This is a genomic window from Terribium retamae, assembly GCF_022347545.1.
Lineage (GTDB): Bacteria > Pseudomonadota > Alphaproteobacteria > Rhizobiales > Rhizobiaceae > Mesorhizobium > Mesorhizobium retamae.
Window position 1 is genome coordinate 58,208 of sequence record NZ_JAKREW010000018.1, and the last position, 25,093, is coordinate 83,300.

At 63.9% G+C, this 25,093-nt stretch carries 21 protein-coding genes; 12 read left to right on the plus strand and 9 right to left on the minus strand.

The features are described from left to right. Positions 1-20: 20 nt before the first annotated feature. Positions 21-1,820 (plus strand): DNA helicase RecQ, encoded by a 1,800-nt coding sequence (gene recQ / locus L4923_RS17730; RefSeq protein WP_239367468.1) that lies wholly within the window; start codon positions 21-23, stop codon positions 1,818-1,820. 196 nt (positions 1,821-2,016) lie between these two features. Here the strand turns inward: recQ and L4923_RS17735 are convergent, their stop codons facing one another. Genes L4923_RS17735 through L4923_RS17750 form a run of 4 tightly spaced genes read right to left on the minus strand, consistent with a single transcriptional unit; the run spans position 2,017 to position 7,313 of the window. After that, positions 2,017-3,759, minus strand: coding sequence for a M28 family metallopeptidase (locus L4923_RS17735; RefSeq protein WP_239367470.1), 1,743 nt, complete (start codon positions 3,757-3,759; stop codon positions 2,017-2,019). A 55-nt stretch (positions 3,760-3,814) separates the two neighbouring features. Continuing rightward, positions 3,815-4,522: a sulfite exporter TauE/SafE family protein gene (locus L4923_RS17740; RefSeq protein ID WP_239367472.1), complete on the minus strand. Its 708-nt coding sequence runs from the start codon at positions 4,520-4,522 to the stop codon at positions 3,815-3,817. Continuing rightward, positions 4,519-5,931: an amidohydrolase family protein gene (locus L4923_RS17745; protein WP_239367474.1), complete on the minus strand. Its 1,413-nt coding sequence runs from the start codon at positions 5,929-5,931 to the stop codon at positions 4,519-4,521. Before L4923_RS17745 ends, L4923_RS17740 begins: the two co-directional genes overlap by 4 nt. Before the next feature lie 14 nt (positions 5,932-5,945). Continuing rightward, positions 5,946-7,313 carry a uracil-xanthine permease family protein gene (locus L4923_RS17750; protein ID WP_239367476.1) on the minus strand — a complete coding sequence of 456 codons (1,368 nt, stop codon included), beginning with the start codon at positions 7,311-7,313 and terminating at the stop codon, positions 5,946-5,948. 177 nt (positions 7,314-7,490) lie between these two features. Between L4923_RS17750 and L4923_RS17755 the strand changes: the two genes are divergently transcribed. Next, the gene (locus L4923_RS17755) at positions 7,491-8,495 is read left to right on the plus strand and encodes a LacI family DNA-binding transcriptional regulator (protein ID WP_239367478.1); all 1,005 of its coding nucleotides are present in this window, start codon (positions 7,491-7,493) and stop codon (positions 8,493-8,495) included. 2 nt (positions 8,496-8,497) lie between these two features. Here L4923_RS17755 and L4923_RS17760 read toward each other — a convergent pair whose 3' ends face one another. Continuing rightward, on the minus strand, positions 8,498-9,529 hold the full coding sequence (locus tag L4923_RS17760) for a LacI family DNA-binding transcriptional regulator (RefSeq protein WP_239367480.1): 1,032 nt from the start codon (positions 9,527-9,529) through the stop codon (positions 8,498-8,500). 358 nt (positions 9,530-9,887) lie between these two features. Between L4923_RS17760 and L4923_RS17765 the strand changes: the two genes are divergently transcribed. The 5 genes from L4923_RS17765 to L4923_RS17785 all read left to right on the plus strand — a co-directional run bounded on the left by L4923_RS17765 (position 9,888) and on the right by L4923_RS17785 (position 15,993). Further along, positions 9,888-10,790 carry a substrate-binding domain-containing protein gene (locus tag L4923_RS17765; RefSeq protein ID WP_239367482.1) on the plus strand — a complete coding sequence of 301 codons (903 nt, stop codon included), beginning with the start codon at positions 9,888-9,890 and terminating at the stop codon, positions 10,788-10,790. A gap of 144 nt (positions 10,791-10,934) precedes the next feature. Continuing rightward, positions 10,935-12,488 carry a sugar ABC transporter ATP-binding protein gene (locus tag L4923_RS17770; protein ID WP_425530965.1) on the plus strand — a complete coding sequence of 518 codons (1,554 nt, stop codon included), beginning with the start codon at positions 10,935-10,937 and terminating at the stop codon, positions 12,486-12,488. After that, positions 12,485-13,480 carry an ABC transporter permease gene (locus tag L4923_RS17775; RefSeq protein ID WP_239367484.1) on the plus strand — a complete coding sequence of 332 codons (996 nt, stop codon included), beginning with the start codon at positions 12,485-12,487 and terminating at the stop codon, positions 13,478-13,480. The genes L4923_RS17770 and L4923_RS17775 overlap by 4 nt, the downstream gene beginning before the upstream one ends. A 273-nt stretch (positions 13,481-13,753) precedes the next feature. Next, the gene (locus tag L4923_RS17780; RefSeq protein WP_239367486.1) at positions 13,754-14,701 is read left to right on the plus strand and encodes a tagatose kinase; all 948 of its coding nucleotides are present in this window, start codon (positions 13,754-13,756) and stop codon (positions 14,699-14,701) included. Continuing rightward, a complete protein-coding gene (locus L4923_RS17785; protein ID WP_239367488.1) occupies positions 14,698-15,993 on the plus strand; it encodes a D-tagatose-bisphosphate aldolase, class II, non-catalytic subunit in 1,296 nt (431 codons plus the stop codon). The genes L4923_RS17780 and L4923_RS17785 overlap by 4 nt, the downstream gene beginning before the upstream one ends. Positions 15,994-16,000: 7 nt before the next feature. On the opposite strand, the gene L4923_RS17790 is transcribed toward L4923_RS17785, so the two are convergent. The 4 genes from L4923_RS17790 to L4923_RS17805 are packed head-to-tail and all read right to left on the minus strand — an operon-like array spanning position 16,001 to position 19,283. Then, the gene (locus L4923_RS17790; protein ID WP_239367490.1) at positions 16,001-16,528 is read right to left on the minus strand and encodes a TIGR02444 family protein; all 528 of its coding nucleotides are present in this window, start codon (positions 16,526-16,528) and stop codon (positions 16,001-16,003) included. Between the two features lie 54 nt (positions 16,529-16,582). Next, positions 16,583-17,182, minus strand: coding sequence for a UbiX family flavin prenyltransferase (locus tag L4923_RS17795; RefSeq protein WP_239367492.1), 600 nt, complete (start codon positions 17,180-17,182; stop codon positions 16,583-16,585). A gap of 2 nt (positions 17,183-17,184) precedes the next feature. Next, complete coding sequence (locus tag L4923_RS17800; RefSeq protein WP_239367494.1) at positions 17,185-18,510, minus strand: UbiD family decarboxylase; 1,326 nt, start codon at positions 18,508-18,510, stop codon at positions 17,185-17,187. A gap of 14 nt (positions 18,511-18,524) precedes the next feature. Next, positions 18,525-19,283, minus strand: a complete 759-nt coding sequence (locus L4923_RS17805; RefSeq protein WP_239367496.1) for a histidine utilization transcriptional repressor HutC — start codon at positions 19,281-19,283, stop codon at positions 18,525-18,527. Between the two features lie 291 nt (positions 19,284-19,574). On the opposite strand from L4923_RS17805, the gene L4923_RS17810 reads away from it, so the two are divergent. From L4923_RS17810 to L4923_RS17830, 5 genes are all read left to right on the plus strand, one after another. After that, positions 19,575-21,065 (plus strand): aldehyde dehydrogenase, encoded by a 1,491-nt coding sequence (locus L4923_RS17810; protein ID WP_239367498.1) that lies wholly within the window; start codon positions 19,575-19,577, stop codon positions 21,063-21,065. Between the two features lie 98 nt (positions 21,066-21,163). Beyond that, positions 21,164-22,051, plus strand: coding sequence for an ABC transporter substrate-binding protein (locus tag L4923_RS17815; protein ID WP_239367500.1), 888 nt, complete (start codon positions 21,164-21,166; stop codon positions 22,049-22,051). Between the two features lie 112 nt (positions 22,052-22,163). Beyond that, positions 22,164-22,991, plus strand: coding sequence for an amino acid ABC transporter permease (locus L4923_RS17820; RefSeq protein WP_425530966.1), 828 nt, complete (start codon positions 22,164-22,166; stop codon positions 22,989-22,991). Between the two features lie 29 nt (positions 22,992-23,020). Further along, positions 23,021-23,785: an amino acid ABC transporter ATP-binding protein gene (locus tag L4923_RS17825; RefSeq protein WP_275448456.1), complete on the plus strand. Its 765-nt coding sequence runs from the start codon at positions 23,021-23,023 to the stop codon at positions 23,783-23,785. Positions 23,786-23,797: 12 nt separating this feature from the next. Further along, complete coding sequence (locus L4923_RS17830) at positions 23,798-25,069, plus strand: NAD(P)/FAD-dependent oxidoreductase (protein ID WP_239367504.1); 1,272 nt, start codon at positions 23,798-23,800, stop codon at positions 25,067-25,069. Positions 25,070-25,093: the final 24 nt, after the last annotated feature.

Below are 25,093 nucleotides of genomic sequence, written 5' to 3' on the forward strand. Positions count from 1 at the left end.
GATTCTTCATAGCCGCCCTGATGAACTCCGCCGCCCTCGAAATCCTCAAGACTGTCTATGGCTATGATGCCTTCAGAGGCCCGCAGGCGCGCATCGTCGAGCATGTGATTGCCGGCAACAACGCCTTCGTGCTGATGCCGACGGGCGGCGGCAAGTCGCTCTGCTACCAGATCCCCGCCATCGTGCGCCCCGGCATGGGGCTGGTCGTGTCGCCGCTGCTGGCGCTGATGGCCGACCAGGTCACGGCACTGCGCCAGGCTGGCGTCAAGGCCGCGGCGCTCAACTCTGATCTGGAGCTGGACCAGCGCCGCGCTTTGTGGCGCGACATCCGCAGCGGTGCGCTCGATCTGCTCTATGTCGCGCCCGAAACCCTGGCTCGGCCCGACGTGCTGGAACTGCTGGAAAGCCTGCAACTGTCGCTGATCGCCATCGACGAGGCCCACTGCCTGTCGCAATGGGGGCATGATTTCCGCCCCTCCTACCGCCAGCTCGATGCCGTCGTGGCGCGCTTTTCCGGTGTTCCGCGTATGGCGCTGACGGCCACAGCCGACGAGCCGACGCGAGAAGAAATCCTGGCGCATCTCGACATCGACGAGGCCGATGCCTTCATCGCCGGTTTCGACCGCCCCAACATCCGCTATGCCATCGAGGAAAAGGACAATCCGCGTGCGCAGCTCAAGGAATTCCTCAAGCGCTACGAGGGCGAGAGCGGCATCGTCTATTGCCTGTCGAAGCGACGCACCGAGGAGATCGCATCCTGGCTGCAGGGGCTCGGCTATGACGCGCTCGCCTACCACGCCGGCATGGACAAGGCGGCGCGCGAGGCCAACCAGATGCGCTTCCAGCATGGCGAGGCGGTCATCATGGTCGCCACCGTCGCCTTCGGCATGGGCATCGACAAGCCGGACGTGCGCTTCGTCGCCCATGTCGACCTGCCGGGCAGCATCGAGGCCTATTATCAGGAAACCGGCCGCGCCGGTCGCGATGGCCTGCCATCCGATACGCTGATGCTCTACGGCTCGGAGGATGTCGCGCTGCGCAGCCGCTTCATCGAGGAATCCGAGGCGCCCGACCAGCGCAAGCGCATGGAGCGGCAGAAGCTCGATGCGCTGCTCGGGCTTGCCGAGACGGCGCGCTGCCGCCGGCAGGTGCTGTTGTCCTATTTCGGCGATCATTGCGAGCCATGCGGCAATTGCGACACCTGTACGGAGCCGCCGAAGCTGTTCGACGGCGCGATCGCCGCGCAAAAGGCGCTGTCCTGCATCTACCGCACCGGCGAGCGGTTCGGTCAGGCTTATGTCGTGGACGTGCTGCTCGGTGCCGAGAACGACCGCATCGCCCAATTCGGCCATGACAAGATCTCTACATTCGGCATCGGCAAAGAGCACGACAACCGCACATGGCGGGCGATCCTGCGCCAGCTGATCGCGCTGCGCTTCATCGAAGTCGACCTCGCTGGCCATGGCGGCCTGTCGATCGCGCCTGCCGGCCGCGACTTCCTGCGCGAAAAGCCGCCTCTGATGCTGCGCCTGCCTTCGCCACCGCGCGCCCGGCGCGGCAAGGTCGCGCGCAGCAACACGCAATCCGCGATTCCGGAGGCCGACAACGACCTGTTCCAGGCGTTGCGCCGCAAGCGCACGGAAATCGCCCGCCTGCAGAACGTGCCGCCCTATGTCATCTTCCACGACAAGACGCTGATCGAACTGGCCGCCGCCCGCCCGTCTTCGCGCGGCGAGATGGCTGGCGTGCCGGGCGTCGGCGAAGCCAAGCTCGATCGTTACGGGCCGGCGTTTCTGTCGGTGATCGCGGAGTTCGGGTGAAAGCCGTTCAAATCGTCCGCGCCCTTCACCCGCCTGCCGGCATCCTCTTCCCGTAAACAGGGAGAGGGGGGCTCCCTGCCGCGGATTTTCGCCAATCCAGCACGAGCGCCGTCGTCGATGTCGGCCCGGCAGGGCGATGAGGGGCAGCGCCAACGGTCGAGACACTGTCGTTGCGGATTTCGCCCGACCCTGGTCTCTACTGCCGCTCGGCAGCACTTTCCTCGCGCACTTTCTTGAATTCCGAGCCGTCGTGCCAGTCCGGCCATTTGTCCGAGTTGGCGAGGTCGGATCCCATCCGGTAGACAAGATCGACATCCTCGGCGACGCCGGACAGGTCCCAGTCGGCGCTCCATTCGTCGGCCGGCTGGTGATAGCGCTCGGCGACATACGTCTTGTACCACGCTTCGCCGGCTTGCCTGCCACCCTTCACGAGGTCTCTCGCGCCATCCAGCCCGAAGGACATGGCCGGAACACCAGCCTTGGCGAAGGAGAAGTGATCGGAGCGGTAGAACAGCCCCGCTTCCGGCTTCGGGTCGGGCGTGAAGACGCGGCCTTCCGCCTTGGCGTAGCCTGCGACCTCGTCCTCCAGGCTGACATCGCCATTGCCGAACGGGCTGATGTTCTTGGCCCTGCCATTGGTGGTCAGCGCATCGAAGTTCAGCACGGCGGCGGTCTTCGGCAGCGGATAGAGCGGATTGGCGGCGTAATACATCGACCCAAGCAGGCCGGTCTCTTCCGAGGTGACCGAGAGGAAGACGACCGAGCGCGCCGGCGGCGAGGCTTTGGCCTGCAGGCGCGCCACTTCCAGAAGCGAAGCAAGGCCGGTGCCGTTGTCGACCGCGCCATTGTAGATCTTGTCACCTGTCGCATCCGGCTCGCCGACGCCGAGATGGTCCCAATGGGCGGAATAGATCACGGCCTCGTCCTGCCTCTGTTTCCCGGGGACGAAGCCGACCACATTGTGGGTGACGATCTTCTCGTGCTTCGCCTTGAAGGCGACAGAAAGCGTGGCGCCGTCCAGAGCGACGGGCGAGAAATCGCGTGTCTGTGCCTTGGCCGTCAGCGCGTCGAAATCCTGGCCTGCATTCTTGAACAGTTCGACGGCGACGTCGTGCTGGATCCAGCCCTTGAGCGGAACATGAACCTCGGCCTTGTTGTCGCGGATGATGTCGAACTGATCGTCGGTGAACGAGTTCTTGACCGTCGGCCATCCGTAAGCGGCCGGTGCGGTTTCGTGCACGATCAGCAGGCCGAGCGCGCCCTGGCGGGCAGCCTCCTCATATTTGTAGGTCCAGCGCCCGTAATAGGTCATGGCCTTGCCGCCGAAATCACCTTTTCCGGCTTCGAAATCCGGATCGTTGATGAGCACGACGCCGATCTTCCCCTTGAGATCGACACCCTTGAAATCGTCCCATTTGCGCTCTGGTGCGCTGACGCCATAGCCCAGGAAGACCAGCGGAGCGTTCTCGATGGCGATCGTGGTGTCGTCGGTCTGGGCGGGCAGGATCGCGATCTCCTCGCCTTGGCTCAGGGGCCGCGGCGGCTGTTTTCCCTGGCCAAGCGTCGCGGTTACCGTACCGTCGAAAGACGACTTGATCAGCGGCACGGCCTGTGTCCAGCCGCGCTGGCCATCGTCGCCCTTGTCGCCGCCCGGCTGCAGGCCGGCCGCCTTGAACTGTTCGGACAGATATTGAACGGTCTTCTTCTCGCCCTCGGTGGCGATGCCGCGTCCTTCGAATTCGTCCGACGCCAGGACCTTCACATGGTTGGAAAGGCGTTCCGCATCCACTTTTTCCTGTGCATGCGCATAGACTGTTGGGATGGGTGCAGACACCATCGCCAGCAGCAAAGCCGATCTTGCAATTTTCGACATGTCATCCTCGATGAGCTTCTCGCTCTCCAGCGCGCCGCCCACCGCAGGAAGTGCGGATGGTTTCATCTTCCTCCAGGTCAGTCGACAAGATAGGATTGGACCAGACGGCGGTAGGAAAGCTTCACCTCAGAATGAGGAACAACCCGCTGACGACGGCAAACATCAGCACACCCAGGCGTAGCGCCTTGGGGCTGATGATATGGTGCGTCCTGCGCGCCAGCGCGGTTCCGACCAGAACAGCCGGCATCAGATAGAGAGCCGCCAGGACCTGATGTGTCGCAATGCGGCCGGCAAGGGCGAGCACGACAAGCGACATCACTTCGCCGACAAAGAAACACACGGCGACCGTCGAGCGCAGGACCGGGCCCTTGGCATGCTGGTAGAGCAGGGCCAGCGGCGGGCCGCCGATGCCTGTCGCCGTTTCCGTCACACCGGTGAACAGTCCGGCGCCGAGCGCGCTGCGATAGTCCGGCGAGAAGGGCGGTGCGACCAGCGCCACGACGGCCGCCAGCAGCGTGAACCAGCCCACGGCCTGATCCAGTTGTCCGGCCGAAAGCGCAGCCAGGAGCCAAAGGCCGAAGAAAGTGCCCGCAAAGCGGCCGACCGTGATCCACTTCGCGCCGGGCCAGTCGACGGCGCTCTTCTCATGCCAGGCGACGAGGAAGTTCAGCGGCAGCATCAGGAGCAGCAGCGTCACCGGCAGCAGGTCGGGTTGCAGGATGCCCAGGACCGGCGCGATGATGAGCGCGAAGCCGATGCCGACCGCCCCTTGCAGGAAGGCGGCGGCGAATGTGATCGCGGCCACGATTGCGAACAGGCTAAGACTCATCGATAAAACCCCAGGGCCTGGTGTTCGTGCGACACCGCATGCACCCGCTGGATCGGCGCCTTGGCGATCGCTGCGGCCGCGACGTCACGCACTTCGGCGAGCAGTGCCTTGGCATCCCAATCCACCGGCCATCCCTGCCAGAGCCGCAGACGCCCGGCAGTGAACACCGCATCGATCTGGTCGCGGTTACCGTAGCGCACGAGTTCCCAGGTCAAGTCGTGTGATGGCGTGAATTCGGGACGGTCGAGATCGACGAGCAGGAAATCGGCTGCGAGCCCCTCCTGGATTGCGCCCGTCGTCGTTCCCAGGCCGGCCACGTCGGCCGCACCCCGCGTGGCCCGGTCGAGCCACAGCCAGCCGCCGCCGCAGGAGGAATCGCCGATGGCCAGCCCGAAACAGGCGCGCTGCAAACTCTCGGCCGCGTCTGCCAGCCTGAAGCCGTCGGCGCGGGTGCCGTCGGTGCCGAGGCCGAAGCGGATGCCGAGCGCCGCCATCTGTAGCGCCGGCGCGGCAGCATTGCCCTTCCAGAGGCTCGCCACCGGATTGTAGGCAACCGCCGTACCGCTGTCACGCAGCAGGTTGAGTTCGTGCGGCGTCACCAAAGTGGAATGCGCGATCAGCACATGCGGTCCGAGCGCGCCGACATGGGCGAGATGTTCGAGCGGCCGGCGTCCGTTCGCGACCAGCGAGCGTTCGACGGCGACCAGATGTTCGTTGACATGGGTCTGGAAGATGGCGCTCGCCTCTGCGGCCAGCAGGGAGACATCGGCCAGCATGCCGTCGCTGGCGACCTCGGGAATGGAGATGGCGAGCGCGGGATGGACGAGCCCGTCTGTCTCGTAAGCGGCAAGATGGCTGGCGGCATTCTTCAGGATCGCGGCGCGATCCGCGACCACGGCGGTGCCGCCGAGGTCGTTGCAGATGTAGCCGACGACGCTGCGCAGGCCGGTCTCGCGTGCGGCTTGCACCAGGGCGCCGATATGGCCGTCCGAACGCGTGCCGGCATCGACGGCCGTGGTGAAGCCGCCGCGCAGGCATTCGAGTGCCGAAAGCTTGGCCGACAGGTAGACCATGCGCTCGTCGAGACTGCCTTCGAGCGGCACCCAGATGCGGCGGAAGATTTCGGACGGTTCGCCGAAGACCAGGGACTTGCCGAGCGATTGCGTCAGATGCGTGTGGGCGTCGACGAAGCCTGGCATCAGAAGATGGTCGGGCAGGTCGACCGGCACAAGGCCCGGATTGCGCCGGCTTACGATCTCCAAGGCGTCGACTTCGGCGAAGCGCCCTTCGCGCACGACCACGGCCATGCCGCGCTTCGGCCCTTCGGGCAAGAGCACCTGCCCGGGCCGGAGCAGCAATTCGGTTCTGCCGTGGAGCGCATCGCGCAAGGCATCTGCTTGGGCAGTCACTTGGGTCTTCTCCTTCATTCCGCCAAGGCCTCGCGGCCGGCCTCTTTCGTTGAGGGCTCAGCCTGTCCCGACGTCGCCCCGGACGTCGCCCCGAACATGGCATTGACGATGACGGCGGTGATGGTGCCCGCGGCGAGCCCGTTGCCGAGGATCATCTGCGCCCATTGCGGGAACTGGCTGTAGACGCCGGGCACCAGGATCGGCAGCAAGCCCATCGAAAGTGCCGAGGCCAGCGTGACCATCGGCCCATGTTCGCGCAGGTCGACACGACGCAGGAGATCGATGCCGATCACGCCGATGATGGAGAACACGATCACGGCGGTTCCACCGACGACAGGGCCGGGCAGCGCCGTCGCCAGGCGGCCGACCGGCGCGAAAAGCGCCATGAGGACCAGGATGACGCCGGCGGCCGCGGTGACGTAGCGCGACTTCACGCCGGTGGCGCGCACGATGCCGACATTCTCGCCACTGGTGATGATGAGCGAGGTTCCGAACAGGCCGCCGAGCAACGAGGCGACGGCATCGCCACGGATGGTCGAAGGCACGATGGCGTGGGCGTCGCCGCGGCGCCCGACGATGTCGGCCGTCGCGATGGTCTGACCGGTGGCCTCGGCCATCGAGATGATGGAAAAGACGATCAGCGGCAGCGCGGCGTAGAGGTCGAATTTCGGCATGCCGAAAGGGAACAGCTGCGGCAGCGCGATGACCGGTCCGTCCAGGACGCCGCCGACGCTCATATGGCCGAGCGCGAAGGCGAGCAGCGAGCCGGCGATGAGGCCGAGCATGACTGCGATGCGGCGCAAGGTGCCGGTGAACACGCGTGCGAACACCACGGTGAGCCCGATCGTCGCCAGTGCCAGCCCGACATTGATCGGATCCGCGAAGCCCTCGCTGCCCGGCTTGCCGGTGATGGTGCCGCCATAGATCCTGACAAGATTGACCGAGACGAGCAGAAGCATCGTCCCGACCACCACGGGCGGGAAATAACGCAGCAGCCGCCGGAAGACAGGCAGGGCCAGGAAATAGAACACCGCGGTCAGGATCACTGCGCCGACGGCCGTCTGCACGTCCGTCGCCTGTGCGATCGCCAGGAAAATGGCGATCGGCGCGCCGCCGGGCACCATGATGAAAGGCAGCCGCGCGCCGAAGCCGGCGGGGCCGAAACTTTGCAGGATTGATCCCAGCCCGCAGACCAGAAACGTCGCGCAGATCAGCGACGTCGTCACCGCGTCGGAAAAGTTGAGCGCCTTGCTGACCAGGAAAACGGCTGTGATCGGCGAGGCCGCCATCACCAGCACGTGCTGGAAACCGAAAAGCAGAAGGCTGCGCGTCGGCAGCACCTCATCGACCGGATCGCCGGTCCAGGCATTTTTGCGTGTCATTTTGGCTCCTCCTCCCGGCACTCCCATACCGGCATGCAAATCGTTTTGCATGGCGTCTCATACCACGATTTTTCGATCGTGCAAATCGTTTTGCCTTTCGCGGAACCGGGTGGTATGTGCAGAAGGGTTCATGGGCAGGAGCAGAAACGGGAGCGCGATGCCAGCGAGGGGGCTGATATGACCAGGCCGACCATCGTCCAGTTGGCTCAGGCCGCGGGCGTGTCGCCCACCACCGTCTCACATGCTTTCAGCGGCCGACGCTATGTCGACCCCGACACGAAGGCGCGCATCGTTACGCTCGCGCAGGAAATGGGCTATCGGGCCAATCCCACCGCGCGCCGCCTGCGCAGCGGCGGCGGCGGCTCCATCGCGCTGGTGTCGTCAATGCCTTTCGCCGTCGCCGCAGGTCCGTCTCGTCTCGGCTTTCTCATGGAGATCGCCGCTGCAGCGGCGGTCACCGCGCTGTCGCGCAGCACGACCTTGTGCCTGGTGCCGCCATTGGAGCGCGGCTCGCAGCTCGAAGCGCTGGATGTGGACGGCGCCATCGTCGTGGAACCTGCGCTCGACGACAGCGTGCTGGATTTCTTCTTCGAAAGGGGCGTGCCGGTGGTCGCCATCGGTCACGCGCCCGGCAGGCCCGATCTGCCGGCCGTGGATCTGCGCAGCACCGAGACCGCTCGCCTGCTGCTCGACCATCTAGGCGGGGCAGGCTGGCGCGTCGGCCTCGTCACTGGCTTGCAGAGGCGCAACTCCTATATCGAGACGGAAGCAGCCTATGCTGCCTTCTGCGCGGAGAGGGGCTTGGCGTCGGCCGCCATACGCATCGACGAGCGCGGCGGCGAGGATGAAGCTGCCGTCGCTGTCGAGGCGTTTCTGCGTCAGAATCGGGATATCGGCGCGCTTTGCGTGCCGGTCGACGCCTTTGCTGCCGGCGCGTTGCGTGCTGCAGCCGCGCTCGGCCTTTCCGTTCCGGACGATCTCAGGCTCGCCACGCGCTATGACGGCATGCGTGCCAGGCTGGCCTCGCCGCAACTGACGGCGGTCAACCTGCATCTCGACCAGGTGGCCGAAACGGCCATCGACATGCTCACAGGCTTGATCGAGGGAAGGGCGGCATCACCGAAGCCGATTGCGCCGCCGCTGCTCGTCGAAAGGGCGTCGTCGGCTCGCTCATCCAGCTGAGCTCAAGCCGAACCGCGCATGATCAGCTTGGCTTCCAGCTGCTTGACTTCCGGTCTGCCGGCAGACGCATCCGGACCGCCGGCAATGCGCGTGAAAAGCATGTCGACGCCGGCAGCGGCGATGCCTTGGTAGTCCTGTGCCACCGTGGTCAGCGGCGGGCAAGTGAAGCGGCTGAGCGGATGGTCGTCATGACCGGCGACGCGCAGTTCGCAGCCTTCGTCACGTCCCACCTTGAGCTTGCGTTCGAAGGCCGCCGCAATCACGCCGAAGGCGAGGCGGTCGTTGGCGCACAGCACGGTGCGGGTCGGAAAGCCGCCATTGTCGAGGATGCGGCCGGCCTCGCGGTAGCCGAGTTCCTCGAACTCCCAGCCCTTGGCCGAGATCGGCAGCACGATGGGCTCGAAGCCGAGCCGTTCCATGGTGGCGACATAGGCAGTGCGCCGTTCCAGCGCATTCTGGTTCACTGCCGGCATCTCCAGGAAGCAGGGATGTTCGCCGGTGCGGCACAGGTATTCCGTGATCATGCCCATGCTCTGCCGGTTGTCGGTGCCGACGAAGGACTGATCGTTATTGACCCGGTTGTCGACGAAGACGATCGGCATGGTGCTGACGAGGCTGGCCAGCAGGGTGGCGTCGGTCTCGAAGCCGAGCGGCGCCATCAGCACGCCGGCGATGTTGAGCGACATCAGCGTGCGCATCGCGCGCGCCTCCAGTTTGCGCTCGCCATGCGAGGACAAAACGATCGCCCAATAGCCTTCGGCGAGACAGCGCATCTCGATCTGGCGCACGACCTCGGCATAGAAGGGATCGGAAATATGCGGCACGATCACGCCGATGTTTTTCGGCTGCTTGCGGTTCAGGCTGACCGCGAAGATGTTGGGCCGGTAGTCGTAGTCCTTGAGCGCCTTTTCGATGCGGGCCCTGGTCGACGGCTTCACATTTTCGGGATTGTCGAAGTATTTCGAAACCGTCGGGCGCGACAGGCCGGTCGCCGCCGCGAACTCTTCCATAGTCCGGATCTTCTGCTCGTTCATGCTCGGCTTCCTCGCCTGTGGCGGTGCGCCCCGAACGGGATAAATCGATTTATTTCCATGCGTAAATTTATTTTTTGACCGAGGCAAGCCGAAGCGCCATGCGGAGCCAGCGTTTCCTGTGCGTTGCGTTCCAATTGACACAATAGTTGCTGCATTTGTAGCGCATCGCAAGTTTTTATCGCGTGTAAAAAAATAAGTTGACACGCAGGAGGTAGTGCGTCATCTCAGTGACGGCTCGATATCGGGCCCAATTCCTGCCTTGGAGGTAGCGGCCGACAATGGTCCGCAAGGCGGGAGGCGCATCTTTCGCGTTCAGATCAACAACGGGCCGGGCAGCGCCGGCTTCACGGAGGAACTCATGTTTCGCAAAACGCTTGGCCGTATTCTCCTGTCGGGTGCCGCCCTTGCCATGATGGCCGGCATCGCTTCCGCCGAAGGCATCGGCGCATCGCTGCTCACGCAGCAGCATCCCTTCTACATCTCGCTCGCCGACGCGATGAAGAAGGAAGCCGAAGCCGAGAAGGTGCCGCTCGAGATCGCCATCGCCAACCAGGATCTCTCCAAGCAACTCGCCGATGTCGAGGACTTCATCACCAAGGGCGTGAGCGTCATCATCATCTCGCCGGTGGATTCCAAGGGCGTGAAGGCAGCCATCAACAAGGCCGAGAAGGCCGGCATCAAGGTCATCACCGTCGACGTGCCCGCCAACAATGTCGACGTCACCTCCTTCGTAGGCACCGACAATTTCGCCGGCGGCGAGAAGGCTGCGGAACTGATGGCCAAGTCCATCGGCGGCAAGGGCAATGTCGCGGTCATCGACTACCCGACCGTGCAGTCGGTGGTGGATCGCGTCGAGGGCTTCAAGAAGGGTCTGGAGAAGCATCCCGACGTCAAGATCGTGGCGATCCAGCCGGGCATCACCCGTCCCGAGGCGCTCGCCGCCGCGCAGAACATCCTACAGGCCAATCCCGACATCGTCGGCATCTTCGGCTTCGGCGACGATGCCGCCCTTGCCGCGGCCGCTGCGGTCAAGGCCGCCAAGCTCGACTCGCAGGTCAAGGTGATTGGCTTCGACGGCATGGAAGAGGCCCGCAATGCGGTGAAGAACGACCCGGTGATGGTGGGCGTGATCGCCCAGTATCCTGACCAGATGGGCAAGGTCGCGGTCGAGACCGCTGCCAAGGTCATCAAGGGCGAGACGGTCGAGGCCAAGCAGCCGATCGTCCCGGGCGTCGTCACCAAGGACGGTGAAACCAAATAGTCCGTCCAGGACGGTGGCGGGAGGGCGTCGCCGTCCTTCTTTGGGGCGAGTTGGAGCGCAACCCGCCCTGAAGACAGGCAAGCGTCTCGCCCGCCACCATCTGACATCTTGGTGGGCGGATCGCATGGTCAGGAGGAAAAATCCGTGACAGCCACCGCGCAGTCAGCCACCACCCGGGCAGTCGAGACCGCCGCCGCCGGCGACGTGGTGCTCGAGATCCACGACATCGCGAAATCCTTCGGCCCGGTTGCCGCACTCAAGCGTATGAACCTCACTGTGCGGCGCGGCCGCGTGCACACGCTGCTCGGCGAGAACGGGGCCGGCAAATCCACTTTGATGAAGATCCTGGCCGGTGTGTTCACGCCGACCGCGGGCAGCATCGTTCTGAACGGCAAGGCCTACGCGCCGCGCAATCCGCGCGACGCGCGTGCGCACGGCATCTCCATTGTCTTCCAGGAGCTCAGCCTCAGCCGCAACCTGTCGGTGGCCGAGAACATCTTCGCCAGCCATGAGCCAAGCCGTTTCGGCTTCATCCGCGACCGTGCGCTGAATGAAGCGGCAGAACGGCTGATCCGCGAACTCGGCCTGCCGGTGGATGTGCGCGCCAAGGTCGGCGACCTGTCGATCGCGCAGCGCCAGCTGGTCGAGATCGCCAAGGGTCTCAGCCTGCCGGCCGACGTGGTCATCCTCGACGAGCCGACCTCGTCGCTGTCCGACAGCGAAGCCGAAATCCTGTTTGCGATCATCGAGCGGCTGAAGAGCCAGGGCAAAGCGGTGATCTACATCTCCCACCGCATGGAAGAGATCATGCGGCTTTCCGACGACATCACCGTCATGCGCGATGGCGAATATGTCACGACGACCGAGAAGAGCGAGACCAGCATCGACAGGCTGATCACGCTGATGGTCGGCCGCGCCATGAACGACATCTATCCGCCGCGCGAGGCGCCGCGCCCGTCGGCCGACACGCCGCCGGTGCTGGCGACGAAGAACCTCTCCTTCGCCGGCAAATTCCGCGACGTCTCCATCGACGTGAAGCCGGGCGAAGTCGTCGGCCTGTTCGGCCTCGTCGGCTCGGGCCGCTCCGACGTCATGAAGGCGCTGTTCGGCATGCTTGCGCCGCAGGGCGAAATCCTCCTCGACGGCAAGCCGGTCACCTTCCGCTCGGCCGCGCAGGCGATCCGCAGCGGCATCGCCTTCGTCACCGAAAACCGCAAGGAAGAAGGCCTGGTGCTGCTGCACAGCGTCGAGCGCAACATCAACATGGTCGGGCTCGGCCAGCTCACCGGGCCGCTCGGCCTGATGCGGGGCGGGGCCGAGCGGGAGGCGGCGAGGGCCGAGGTCAAGCGCCTTGCCATCAAGACCGCCTCGATCGACACCAGCGCCGGGTCCTTGAGCGGCGGCAACCAGCAGAAGATCGTGCTGGCCAAATGGCTGCAGATCAAGCCGCGCGTGCTGATCCTCGACGAGCCGACCCGCGGCGTCGATGTCGGCGCCAAATTCGAAATCTACCGCATCATCCGCGAGCTCGCCGCCAACGGCACGGCGATCCTGATGGTCTCCTCCGAGCTTCCGGAGGTGCTGGGCCTCAGCGACCGCGTCGTGGTGATGCACAACAAATCCGTTGCCGCCGTGCTCGATGCCGACGGCCTAACACCCGAAACCGTCATGACCTATGCAGCGGGGATACACGCATGAGCAATGTTCAGGACATCCAGAAGAAGGCCGCCGACGTCGAGGTCCGCCGCTCGTTCCTGGCCTCGCCGACGGTGCGCCAGTATGGCGGCATCATCATCTCGCTGGCGGTGCTGTGCGTCGTGTTCTCGGTGATGAGCCCGCGCTTCCTGGCCTTCAACAATTTCATGAACATCATGCAGCAGGTCGCCGTCATCGCGGTCGCCGCCTACGGCATGACGTATGTCATCCTGCTCGGCGACATCGATCTGTCGATCGGCTCCATCATCGCGGTCTCCGGCATGGTGGCGGCGCAGGCCTTCGCCATGGGCTTCGGCTTTGTGCCGGCGGTGGCGCTGACGCTGGCCGCCGGCGCGCTGATGGGCGCGCTCAACGGCGCACTTTCGGCCAAGCTGATGCTGCCGTCCTTCATCGTCACGGTGGCGACAATGGGCATCTATCGCGGCATGGTCAGCCTGCCGACCAACGGCGCGCCCGCCATGATCGAGAACGACACCTGGCTCGCCATCGGCGGCGAAAGCTTCCTCGGCATCCCGATCATCATCTGGATCATGGCCGTGCTGTTCGTGGTCAACCACATCATCCTGTCGAAGACGATCTTCGGGCGGCAGGTCTATCTCACCGGCGGCAACCGCGAAGCGGCGATCTATTCTGGCATCCGCGTCGACCGCATCAAGATCATTGTCTTCACCATTTCGGGCATGATGGCGGCGATCAGCGGCATGCTTTTGTCCTCGCGCCTGTCGTCGGCGCAGACCAATGCCGGCACGGGTTATGAACTCGACGCCATCGCCGCGGTAGTCCTCGGCGGCACCTCGCTCGCCGGCGGTGTCGGCACCATCGTCGGCACCATCCTTGGCGCGCTCATCATCGGCGTCATCAACAACGGCATGAACATGCTGTCGGTGCCGTATTTTTACCAGCTCATCGTCAAGGGCGTCGTCATCCTCGTCGCCGTCTGGCTCGACGTGCGCAGCAAATCGGCTCGGGCTTGATTGCGGGCATTGCAGTATGAGGCACTCTCCTACCTTGGCGCTGCCCCTCATCGCCCTGCCGGGCACTTCTCCCCGTATAGTGACGGGGAGAAGGACGCTGTCGCCCCGGATTTCGCCAATCGCCAACGTTGCAGAATGGACGCCAGCGTTGCGGCCAGCTTCCTTCTCCCCGTTCACGGGGAGAAGTGCCCGGCAGGGCGATGAGGGGCAGCGCAGACGGTCGCCATCCATCGGCCCCATCCCCATCGGCCCCATCCCTATCGGAATGCATTCATGAAAAAGATCATCACCATCGGCGAGATCGTCGTCGAGATCATGGCTGTCGAGCCGGGGCACGGGTTCACCAGCGCCATCCCGCTCATCGGTCCGTTCGCTTCCGGTGCGCCGGCGATCTTCATCGACCAGGTTGCCAAGCTCGGCCAGCCCTGCGGCATCGTCAGCGCCGTCGGCAATGACGACTTCGGCGTGCTCAATGTCGAGCGGCTGCGCCGCGACGGCGCCGATGTCTCGGCCATCGGCATCCATCCGACGGCGGCCACCGGCAGCGCCTTCGTGCGCTACCGGCCGGACGGCAACCGCGATTTCATCTACAACATCCGCCACAGCGCTTGCAGCGCCATCGGCTTGACGCCTGAGGCCGAAGCGCTCATCGACGGCGCCGACCACCTGCACATCATGGGCTCCGCGCTGTTCTTCGACGGCATCGTGTCGGCGATCTTCGCGGCGACGCGGCGCATCAAGGCCAAGGGCGGCACCGTCTCCTTCGATCCCAACATCCGCAAGGAGATGCTGGACCTGCCCGGCATGCGCGAAGCGCTCGCCCATGCGCTCGAAAACACCGACCTGTTCATGCCGAGCGGTCCGGAGATGTTCCTGTTCACCAAGGCAATCGACGAGCCGGCGGCGATCGCCGAACTGCTCGAGCGCGGCATCAAGGCTGTTGTCATCAAGCGCGGTGCCGACGGCGCCAGCTATTTCGACCGCAACGGCGAAATGTCCGCCCCAGCCTTCAAGGTCGAGGAGGTCGACCCGACCGGCGCCGGCGACAGCTTCGGCGCAGCCTTCGTCACCTGCTGGCTGCGCGGCATGGCGCCCGGCAAAGCGCTCACCGTCGCCAACGCTACCGGCGCGCGCGCCGTCAGCGTCAAGGGACCGATGGAGGGCACCTCCACCATGGCCGAGATCGAAACATTCCTGACCAGCCAAGGAGTTGCGGCATGAGCGCGACAAGCAGGTTAGCCGGCCTTCCGGCCCGCTTCGCGCGAGGCGAACGCGGTGGCATCACCTCGATCTGCTCGGCCCATCCAATTGTCATCGAGGCTGCCCTGCTGGAAGGCATCGCCACCGGCTGCGACGTGCTGATCGAAGCCACCTGCAACCAGGTCAATCAGGAAGGTGGTTATACCGGCATGACGCCGGCCGACTTCCGCCAGTTCGTCGAGGACATCGCAACGCGTCTCGGTTTCGACACCAGCCGCCTGATCCTCGGCGGCGATCATCTCGGTCCCAATCCGTGGAAACACTTGCCCGCCGACGAGGCGATGCAGCGCGCCGATGTCATGATGGACGCTTTCGTTCGCGCCGGCTTCACCAAGATTCACCTCGACACCTCGATGGGCTGTCTTGGCGAACCGGTGGCGCTGCCGGATGCGGTCACGGCGGAACGCGCCGCACGGCTTGCCAGGATCGCGGAACAGGCGGCGGTCGAGGCAGGCTACGACCTGCCGGTCTACATCATCGGCACCGAGGTGCCGATCCCGGGAGGCGCGATGGAAGCGCTCGACCATCTGGAGCTCACCAAGCCGGCTGCCGCCATCGAGACGGTCGAGGTCCATCGCCGCGCCTTCGCCGCACTCGGGCTTCAGGATGCTTTTTCCCGCGCCATCGGCGTGGTGGTGCAGCCGGGCGTCGAGTTCGGCAACGAGAATGTCGTCGTCTATGACAGCGCCAAGGCGACGGCGCTGAGCGGCGTGCTCAGGCAGATGCCGCAATTCGTCTTCGAGGCGCATTCGACCGACTACCAGCCGCAGCAGGCGCTGGCGGCTCTCGTCCATGACGGCTTCGCCATCCTCAAGGTCGGCCCCGGCCTCACCTTCGCGCTGCGCGAGGCGCTGTTCGGCCTCGACCAGATCGCTGCCTTCCTCGATCGCCTGCCGGAAGAGGAGACCTTGCGCGGCAAGATGGAGAAGCTGCTCCTGGCCGAGCCGAAGAACTGGGAGAAATATTATCATGGCGATGCCGACGACCTGCGTCTGCAGCGCCATTTCTCCTACAGCGACCGCATCCGTTATTACTGGCCGCATCCGCAAGCTTCGGCAGCCGTCGACGCCTTGCTGAAGCGACTGGAGGGCCGCACCATTCCCGAGACCCTGATCAGCCAGAACCTGGCGACGCTCTATCCCGCCGTGGCGGCCGGCAAGGTCAGCGCAACCCCTCACGCCTTGATGGTCGAGGCCGTGCGCAATGTCGTGCGCAGCTACAACCGCGCTGCTTTGTCGCTGCAGCCGGCGTGACCTCTCGTCATTCCACGGTCTGGAGCACTGCGGCTACGATCGTGTTGACTTCCGGGGGAACGCGCTCCGTTCGTCCGGGGTCGTAGAGGTCGAGGACAGTCACGGTGATCTCGCTCAATCCGTCGAGGTCGATGAGCCTGGGACCGGGCAGTATGTCGCTCAGCATCTGCTCAAGGACGTCCGCCTCGACCCGCTCTGCTTCGAGCTCAGCCGCCTTGACGTGCTCTCGCAGGCTGGGCACGCGTGGCTGGGACGCGAGCCACTGGTGGGACTTCATAGTGCGCCTTGCTTCCCGCAGAGGTAGTATAGCAGCTTCGCGCCAGATGCGGCAGTTCCGGTCGAATGCCTGGATTTGTTCCAGGCCCGGAACGCGACCGGAGACGCCGCCATGCAGCACCGCCAGCATTAGGGGAATGTCCAGCCCATGGGCTTCCTGCAATCGAAGGCACGCCGCGGCGATACCGGGACGCGCGTAGACGCTGAGCATGAATGGCCAGAGATCAAGCCGGGTTTTGTCTGTGTCGGCCTTTTCCATGGCTTGGGCCCCTGGCATATCGGGCTGGACGATTTCGTCCGGCCGCCGTTTTTCTCATTGCGCAAGCAGCGTGTCGCGAACGCTCTCCTTGAGCCCGCCCCATCGCTTGATAGCACCCGTATCGATGTCGAACAGGTCCAGCGCCCGCGCGATGGAGTGGCTGACGATGTCGTCGACACTCGCCGGCTTGGTGTAGAAGGCCGGGACGGGCGGCATGATGATCGCACCCATTTGCGTGAGGCGGACCATCGTTTCCAGATGCCCGAGATGAAGCGGGGTTTCGCGCACCATCAGGACAAGGCGTCGGCGTTCCTTGAGCACGACATCGGCGGAGCGGCTCATCAGGCTGGAGGTGATCCCGGTGCTGATCTCCGACATGGTCTTCACCGAACATGGAGCGACGAGCATTCCCATAGTGCGAAACGATCCCGAGGCGATGGTGGCGCCTACATCGGCCACCGGATGGATCACATCGGCGCGCCCCTCGAGGCCGGCCTTGTTCAGGCCGAGCTCCTGATGAAGCGTCAGCATGGCTGAGCGGGAGACCACGAGATGTGTCTCGACCCCGGCGGATCGCGCCATCTCCAGCGCCGCGAGGCCGTACGCTGCCCCCGATGCGCCGGAGATGCCGATGATGAGTCGCCGCGAGGTCACGGCTACCGGCCCGGGAACCAGTCTTCGGACCGCACCGTGTCAGCCAGCCGCAGGCGCTTGCGTTCAAACTCGGCTTCACGCCCCCAGGGCTTCGTTGCATCCACGAGCAGCCGGCCCCAATGGTCCTTCTGCTCGTCGCGATAGAAGGAAGGTGTTTCCGGGATGATCATCATGTCCTTGTCGGGGCGGCAGCGGGTCAGGATGGCCCATTGCACATCGTCCATGCTGTAGATGTTCACATCGGTGTCGACGACGGTGATCTGCTTGGCCCAGATCGGTTCTGCGCCGATCGTCGCCAGCATGACCTGGCGAGCATGGCCCTCGAACCGCGGCTCGATCTGCACGATTGCATGGTTGACGAAGGGCTGGCACGTCACATTGACGATTCCCGGCAGCGCGGCGCTGAGGCGCTGGTAGATATTGGCCGACACCGAAAGTTCCAGCGTCAGCACCTCCTCGGGCGAGCCGCAGAGGATCGAGTGGAACAATGCGTCCTTGCGCACGGTGACGCCCAACACTTCGAAGACGGCGTTGGGGCCAACCGGCACGTAGTAACCCATGAACTCGCCGAAAGGACCTTCCGGACGACGCTCGTTGGGCAGGAAGCGGCCTTCGATGACGACTTCGGTCTCGGCAGGCACCTCGAGATCGATGTGGTTGCATTTGCGCATCGCGATCGGCCGCCCGCGCAGGCGGGCTGCCACTTCGAGCTCGTCCACATCGTAAGGCAGCGGCGCCGCCGCGGTCAGGAAGGCGTGGGCAGGCGGACCGATGAGCATGGCAGCTTCAAGCGGCTTGCCCATCTTCTCGGCCTTCTCATGGTAGATGGTCAGATGATGACGCGGGGCGAGGCGGCAACGCAGCTCGCTGTCGTTGATATACATCGACCGGTGGTAAGACAGGTTGCCGACCCCGGTCTCGGGGTCCTTGGCGATGAACATGGCCGAGGTGAAGTAGGCAGCTCCGTCCTTGTCGGAATAGGTTATGAGCGGCAGGTCCGAAAGCTTGACTTGTTCGTAAGCAGGAAGCTCCGTTGCCGGAACGAGCGGCTCCTTTAACTCCGACGTGCCCAACGAGGCGAGCTTGCTCCATTGACGGCAGAAGTCGCCGGCATCGATGCCGATGACCTCGCCCAGCCGTTCGCGCGTGCTGTAGACATTGGTCACGACGGGGAACCGGGTTCCCTTCACATTGGTGAACAGCACCGGCTTGGCCCATTTTTTCTGGGCCAGCTGGGTGACCGCGGCAAGCTCATGGGCGGGATCGACCTCGCGATCGACCCGCAGGACATCCCCGCGCTCTTCAAGCTTGCGGACAAACTCTCTCATACCAACCTCCGAAATCAGCGACCCTTGCCTGGCGCGCTAAGAATGCGATTCGTTCGCGCTTCATGGGTCGAACGCAGGCGATAGCGGTCGCCGGGATAGATGAAGCGGCTGCGGGTGACCGGAATGCCGTCACGCCATGTTGAGCGATCGAGCAGCAGGCAGGGCTGGCTCGCGTCGATCTGCAGGAAGTTGCGCACGTCTTCATCCGGGCGGATCGCCCGGATGGTGTTGTCGATCGTCGTCACCGTGGTCTCGCGCAGCAGCCAGTTGTGCGGCGTGACGTTGGTGAAGTCCTGCTCGATGTAGCCGGGCGCTTCCGCCCCGTTGACGTAACGATCTTCGAGCTGGATCGGTGTCCCGTCTTCGAGGTGGATCAGTCGCGAGAAGAAGACCACGTCCTCGGGGGGCAGCTGCAGCATGTTGCGGCCGGGACTGTCCTTGCCGAGGATCGAGTGTTGCAGGACCCGGCAGCTGTGGGCTCCGCCGGATACCGAAATCTCCTCCGTGATGTCCGGCAGGCTGAATATCGCGCATTGCATGCGCGGCCCGATGACAAAGGTGCCACGGCCCTGAACGCGCACGAGCAGGCCATCGGCCTGCAGCTCGCGCAGCGCCCTTCGCACCGTCAGCCGGGAGGCTCCGAATTCCCCGGCGAGATCTCCCTCGGACGGAACCTGGAAGTTGGCGGGCCATTCCTCCGTTTCGATGCGGCGATCGATGGCTGTCTTGATCTGCTCGTAGAGGGGTTGGTCGTTGGTCACGCGCTTGTCCATAATGATATCATTATTCCTTCGATAACTCTCATATACACACCGCCAACATCAAGCCCAATTTTCGATCGATTTCGTCATGGCAACCCGACATAGCTCAAAATCGGCCACTTTCCATGCTTTTTTGCGAATTTCTGCCGTTTCCCATTATTTTTCGACCTTCATAATCTTGCCGGTTGACATCTAAAAAAATATCAGATCACTTTTAAAGTGATATCACTAATTGGCTGATTGCATCTGGCAATGGTGCCCGAAGCAATCCGCCGGCGCAGAAGTCAGTACCAAGGAGGGGTCATGCCGACCGAAAGCCTGCCAAAACTATCCATGTATATCGGCGGCGAATGGGTGGCCCCTGCCTCAGGGGCGTATATCGAAACCGTGGATCCTTTCACCGCGAAGCCATGGGCCCTGGTGCCGCGCGGCAATGCGGAGGACGCCGACCGAGCCGTCCGCGCCGCACACAAGGCATTTACTGAAGGTCCCTGGCGTACGATGCATCCGAGCTTGCGCGGCCGCATCATCCAGCGCTTCGCCGAGCTGATCGAGGAAAACGCCGACGCGCTTGCCGAGATCGAGGTTCGCGACAATGGCCGGCTGCTGGCCGAGATGCGGCACCAGATCCGTTATATCCCGCGCTGGTATCACTACTATGCAGGCCTTGCCGACAAGATCGAGGGTGCGGTCCATCCTTGCGACAAGAACGCGTTGAGTTTTTCGCGCCACGAACCGCTCGGCGTTTGCGTCGGCATCGTGCCGTGGAACGCGCCGCTCTTCCTCTTCTCTCTCAAGGCGGCGCCGGCTCTGGCTGCCGGCTGCACATTGGTTATGAAGCCGGCCGAATATACATCGGCAACCGCGATCAAGCTGATGGAACTGGTCGAGAAGGCGGGCTTTCCGGCGGGCGTGATCAACGTCGTCACCGGTTATGGATCGGAGGTTGGTGAGCCGCTGGTGACCCATGAACTCACACGCCATGTCGGCTTCACCGGCTCCACCAGGACAGGCGCGCATCTCTATTCGCTGGCGGCAAAGGACATCAAACGCGTCAGCCTGGAGCTCGGCGGCAAGTCTCCGAACATCGTTTTCGACGATGCCAATCTGGACAATGCCGTTCGTGGCGTCGTGGGCGGCATCTTCGGCGCAGTGGGTCAGACCTGCATCGCGGGCTCGCGCCTTCTGCTGCACCGCAAGGTCCATGACCAGTTCCTCGAGAAGCTTGCGGCCTTCACGAAGACAGCACGGATCGGCGATCCCAGGCACGCCGACACGCGCATCGGTCCGATCGCCAATTCTATGCAATATGAGAAGGTCCTCGGCTATATCGACATCGCCGTCCAGGAAGGCGCCCACCTGATCCTCGGAGGCAAGCGTCCCGACATCGCCGAATGTGAGGCCGGATACTTCGTGGAGCCGACGATCTTTGCCGGCGTCAACAACGACATGCGCATCGCGCGTGAGGAAGTCTTCGGTCCCGTCCTTGCGGCGATCCCGTTCGATGAGCCGGAAGAAGCCATCGCGGTCGCGAATGACAGCGAGTTCGGCCTGGCGGCCGGCGTCTGGACCGCGGACATGCGCCGCGCGATCCTGATGTCCGAGCGCCTGGAAGCCGGCAGCGTGTGGGTCAACACTTATCGGGACGTGTCCTACACCACCCCCTTTGGGGGCTACAAAAAGAGCGGTATCGGCCGCGAGAACGGCATCGAGGGGATCCGTGAGTTCTTGCAGACCAAAGCCGTCTGGCTCTCGACCGCGGAAGAGATCGCCAACCCCTTCGTCATCGGCTGATGGCGATGGGTCCGGCAGCCGCAGGCGGCCGGACAGAATGAAGCAGGTCCCGGCTGCGAACGGGCAGGCGGGGGCATAACAACAATGGGAGACTGGTAATGAAGAAGAGCAATGAATGTTGGCGCGGCAAAACCGCAGCCAGTTTCGCGATAGCCGTTTCGGGGTTGATGCTGGCAGCAGGCGCCGCCCAGGCCGAGAGCGTGGCCGACCTCCTGCCCAAGAAATATCGTGACGCCGGCGTCATCAACCTGGTGACGGACGCCAAGTATCCTCCGTTCCAGTATATCGACGACGCCGGCAAGATGGTCGGTTTCGAGGTCGATCTGTGGAACGCGATCGCGGAACGGCTGAAAGTGAAGATGAACGTGACGTCGGTGTCGTTCGACTCGATGATCCCGGGCGTCCAGTCCGGCCGCTGGGATATTTCCATGGAAGGAATCACCGACAACGCCGAGCGCCAGGCGGTCGTAAGCTTCGTCGACTACGGCTATACGACGTCGTCCGCCTATGTGCTGGAGACGAAAGGCGCCGACATCAACGACCATCTGGCACTGTGCGGCCTGAAGGGCGCGGCGCAGAGCGGAACCGAATGGGTGGGAATGATCACCGCGGAATTGGCGACGGCCTGCACCGAAGCCGGCAAGCCCGCGCCGACAGTTTCGGAATTCGGAACATCGGACGCGACGCTTCTCTCGGTCTATTCGGGCCGCACCGATTTCGTGCTGACTTCCGCGGCGTCCGCACAGGAGATCAAGAAGGCAGCACCGAACCCGGTCAAAGTCGTTCCGATGCCCATCCTGCCGCGCAAGCCGAGCGGGATCGCTTTCCGCAAGAATGAGGAAGATCTGGGCAAGGCGTTGCTGGCCGCGCTCAAGGAGGTCCGCGCCGACGGCACCTATGACAAGATCTATTCCACCTGGAGCGTCGATCCGATGAAGATGGAGCACGAGCCCGGTATCAACCTCGAGACCGTGCCGGCTAAATAGTGCCAGCGGGGCGGGAAGACCGCCCCTTTCCCGCACAATTGTTTGAGCGACCATGTCCATAGCCACGCAAGATGATCAAGCGCCCACCGGCTCCGGCCAGTCGGACGAACCAATGCTGACTTACGTGCCCGCCCGCGCCTGGGGAACCCGGGCGGCTGCGGTGCTGCTATCGTTGGCGGTAGTCTATTTCCTGGTTTCCATCGGAGGAAACGCCAACTTCGGCTGGTCTGTCGTCGGCGAATATCTCTTCGATGCCCGCATTCTTTCCGGGCTCTACCTCACCATCTGGCTCACCATCGTCACAATGGTAATCGGGGTCGTGCTGGGGACCATCTTCGCGGTCATGGCGATGTCCAGGAACATCGTGATCTCGACCGTGGCCGACGCCTATATCTGGTTCTTTCGCGGCACGCCGGTGCTGGTCCAGCTGATCTTCTGGTACAATCTGGGAGCTTTGTTTCCCGAACTCTCCATCGGCATACCCTTCACCTCATGGGGGATGTCGGTGCCCACCAACACGCTCATTTCGCCGATTACCGCAGCCGTGCTGGGGTTGGGCCTGAACGAGGGTGCCTACATGTCCGAGATCATCCGCAGCGGCCTGCTTTCGGTCGATCCAGGCCAGCGGCAGGCCGCGACCTCGCTGGGCATGACGTCGAGAAAGGCGCTGTGGCGCATCGTGCTGCCGCAAGCCATGCCCGTGATCATTCCGCCGACTGGAAACCAGACGATCGGCATGTTGAAAACGTCGTCGCTAGTCAGCGTGATTTCGCTCTCGGACCTGCTCTACTCGGCGCAGACGATCTACTCCCGCAACTTCCAGACCATTCCGCTGCTGATCGTCGCCTGCCTTTGGTACCTGCTGGCGACGACCATCCTCAGCTGGGTTCAGAACCGGATCGAACGGCACTTCGCCCGTTCGCGAAACGCCTCGACATGATGCACACCCCACCGGAAAACAGACCCGCCATGCGTGCTCCCATGATTGTGTTCGACCGGGTGTCCAAGAATTTCGGCGACCTGCCCGTTCTGCGCGACATCAATCTCACCGTGTCCGCGGGCGAAGTGATCAGCCTGATCGGGCCGTCCGGGTCGGGCAAGTCGACGCTTCTGCGCTGCGTCAATCACCTCGAGCGGATCGAAAGCGGCAGCATAACGGTCGATGGGGACCTGATCGGATACAGGCGCGTCGGCAATCTCGCCCACGAACTGCCCGAGAAGCTGATCGCAAGGCAGCGCGCGCGCATCGCGATGGTCTTCCAGAATTTCAACCTGTTCGGCCACAAGACCGCACTCGAGAATGTGATGGAAGCGCCCGTCCATGTGCTGCGCATTCCCCGCAAGGAGGCCGAAGAGCAGGCGGTCAAGCTCCTCACCCGCGTCGGGCTGTCGGATAAGATGAACAACTACCCCCGCATGCTTTCCGGTGGGCAGCAGCAACGCGTCGCCATTGCTCGCGCCTTGGCCATGAAGCCGAAAGTCATCCTTTTCGACGAACCGACCAGCGCTCTCGATCCGGAACTGGTCGGGGAAGTGCTCGATGTGATGCGCGATCTCGCTTCCGACGGCATGACGATGATGGTCGTCACGCACGAAATGTCGTTCGCGCGCGAGGTCTGCCACCGCATCGCCTTCATGGAAGGGGGCAGGATCGTCGAATGCGGCAAGCCTGCCGAGGTTCTCGACAGTCCGGCTTTCGAACGGACCCGGGCGTTCCTTTCCAGGGTGCAGTGACACGGCATGTCGATGGCAATGCAATCCACCCGCGACTGGGATGTGATCGTCATTGGCGGGGGTATCGTCGGATGTTCGGCGGCCTATTACGCAGCTGGGAAAGGCATGCGCGTTCTGCTTGTGGAGCGCGACGCGCCGGGATCGGCGCAGTCCGGCCGTAATCTGGGTTTTGTCCGCCAGCAGAACCGGGACTTCCGCGAGCTTTCGCTGATGATCGGCGCCTTGCGAATCTGGGAGGGCATCGAAGCAGAACTGGGACGCCCGGTCGGGTGGCGACAGGGCGGCAACCTGTCGCTGGCGTTCGATGAGGCCGACCTTATTTCCCGGCGCGATTGGCAACGGCGCGCGGTTGATGAGTTCGGGCTCGATACGCGCATGCTGTCGGCATCCGAAACCTATGCCCTGGTGCCTCAGCTGGCCACGGGTCGTGGCGTCGTCGGCGCGATGTACACGCCGACCGACGGGAAAGCCGAACCGGCGCGCGCGACCCGTGCGTTTTTCGATGCCGCACTCGGATTGGGCGTCTCTGTCAGCTTCGGCGACCCTGTGACCCGCATCGATGTGAGTGCCGGCAAAGTCTCCGGCGTTCAGATCGGTGATCGGCTGCACCGGGCAGGAATGGTGATCACCGCCGCCGGCGCCGGCAGCGCTGCCTTATTGCGAAAGATCGGACTGAACCTGCCGCAGGAGTTCATAAGGGCAACGGTCGCGCGGACGGTCGCCAGTCCCGGCGAGCGGGTCGCTGCCTGCGTATCAGGCCAGCAGACCGGGATCCGCCAGGACGTGAACGGAGCCTATGTGATTTCGGTGGCGGGCGGCGAATACGACCTGCGCCTGGATTCCTGGCGTCACATGCGCTGGTATCAGGCCACGCGAAAGTCCAATCCCGATGCGGCGCGTATAGATTATCTCGCTCCGGTGAAGCGGCTGCTGCCGCACAGGACAAACTCACCGCTGGCGGATTTCCCCCCAAGCCGGGATCATCCGCGGCCGGAGGCCTTTCGCGTCGAACAGGCGCGGCGCGAATTTGCCGAACTATTTCCGGTGCTGGCGGACCTGGAAATCGAAACGTCCTGGGCTGGGATCATCGACGTCATGCCGGATGTCATTCCGGTCCTGGGAGCTGTCGATGGCGTGTCGGGCCTGCTCGTCGCAACGGGGTTCAGCGGTCATGGCTTCGGCCCAGGTCCGATGGCTGGGAAGGTGCTCTCGGATCTGGCGGCGGGGCAGCAGTCGCCTGTCGACATAACGAGACTCTCGCCGATGCGCTTTGAGCGAAAATAGACCCTTCCGGCCTGTCGCCAGGCT

Coding starts and splice junctions, on each gene's coding strand:
- recQ (WP_239367468.1), top strand. CDS start 21: ATGAACTCCGCCGCCCTCGAAATCCTCAAGACTGTCTATGGCTATGAT.
- L4923_RS17735 (WP_239367470.1), bottom strand. CDS start 3,759: ATGAAACCATCCGCACTTCCTGCGGTGGGCGGCGCGCTGGAGAGCGAG.
- L4923_RS17740 (WP_239367472.1), bottom strand. CDS start 4,522: ATGAGTCTTAGCCTGTTCGCAATCGTGGCCGCGATCACATTCGCCGCC.
- L4923_RS17750 (WP_239367476.1), bottom strand. CDS start 7,313: ATGACACGCAAAAATGCCTGGACCGGCGATCCGGTCGATGAGGTGCTG.
- L4923_RS17755 (WP_239367478.1), top strand. CDS start 7,491: ATGACCAGGCCGACCATCGTCCAGTTGGCTCAGGCCGCGGGCGTGTCG.
- L4923_RS17760 (WP_239367480.1), bottom strand. CDS start 9,529: ATGAACGAGCAGAAGATCCGGACTATGGAAGAGTTCGCGGCGGCGACC.
- L4923_RS17765 (WP_239367482.1), top strand. CDS start 9,888: ATGTTTCGCAAAACGCTTGGCCGTATTCTCCTGTCGGGTGCCGCCCTT.
- L4923_RS17775 (WP_239367484.1), top strand. CDS start 12,485: ATGAGCAATGTTCAGGACATCCAGAAGAAGGCCGCCGACGTCGAGGTC.
- L4923_RS17780 (WP_239367486.1), top strand. CDS start 13,754: ATGAAAAAGATCATCACCATCGGCGAGATCGTCGTCGAGATCATGGCT.
- L4923_RS17785 (WP_239367488.1), top strand. CDS start 14,698: ATGAGCGCGACAAGCAGGTTAGCCGGCCTTCCGGCCCGCTTCGCGCGA.
- L4923_RS17790 (WP_239367490.1), bottom strand. CDS start 16,528: ATGGAAAAGGCCGACACAGACAAAACCCGGCTTGATCTCTGGCCATTC.
- L4923_RS17800 (WP_239367494.1), bottom strand. CDS start 18,510: ATGAGAGAGTTTGTCCGCAAGCTTGAAGAGCGCGGGGATGTCCTGCGG.
- L4923_RS17805 (WP_239367496.1), bottom strand. CDS start 19,283: ATGGACAAGCGCGTGACCAACGACCAACCCCTCTACGAGCAGATCAAG.
- L4923_RS17810 (WP_239367498.1), top strand. CDS start 19,575: ATGCCGACCGAAAGCCTGCCAAAACTATCCATGTATATCGGCGGCGAA.
- L4923_RS17815 (WP_239367500.1), top strand. CDS start 21,164: ATGAAGAAGAGCAATGAATGTTGGCGCGGCAAAACCGCAGCCAGTTTC.
- L4923_RS17820 (WP_425530966.1), top strand. CDS start 22,164: ATGCTGACTTACGTGCCCGCCCGCGCCTGGGGAACCCGGGCGGCTGCG.
- L4923_RS17825 (WP_275448456.1), top strand. CDS start 23,021: ATGCGTGCTCCCATGATTGTGTTCGACCGGGTGTCCAAGAATTTCGGC.
- L4923_RS17830 (WP_239367504.1), top strand. CDS start 23,798: ATGGCAATGCAATCCACCCGCGACTGGGATGTGATCGTCATTGGCGGG.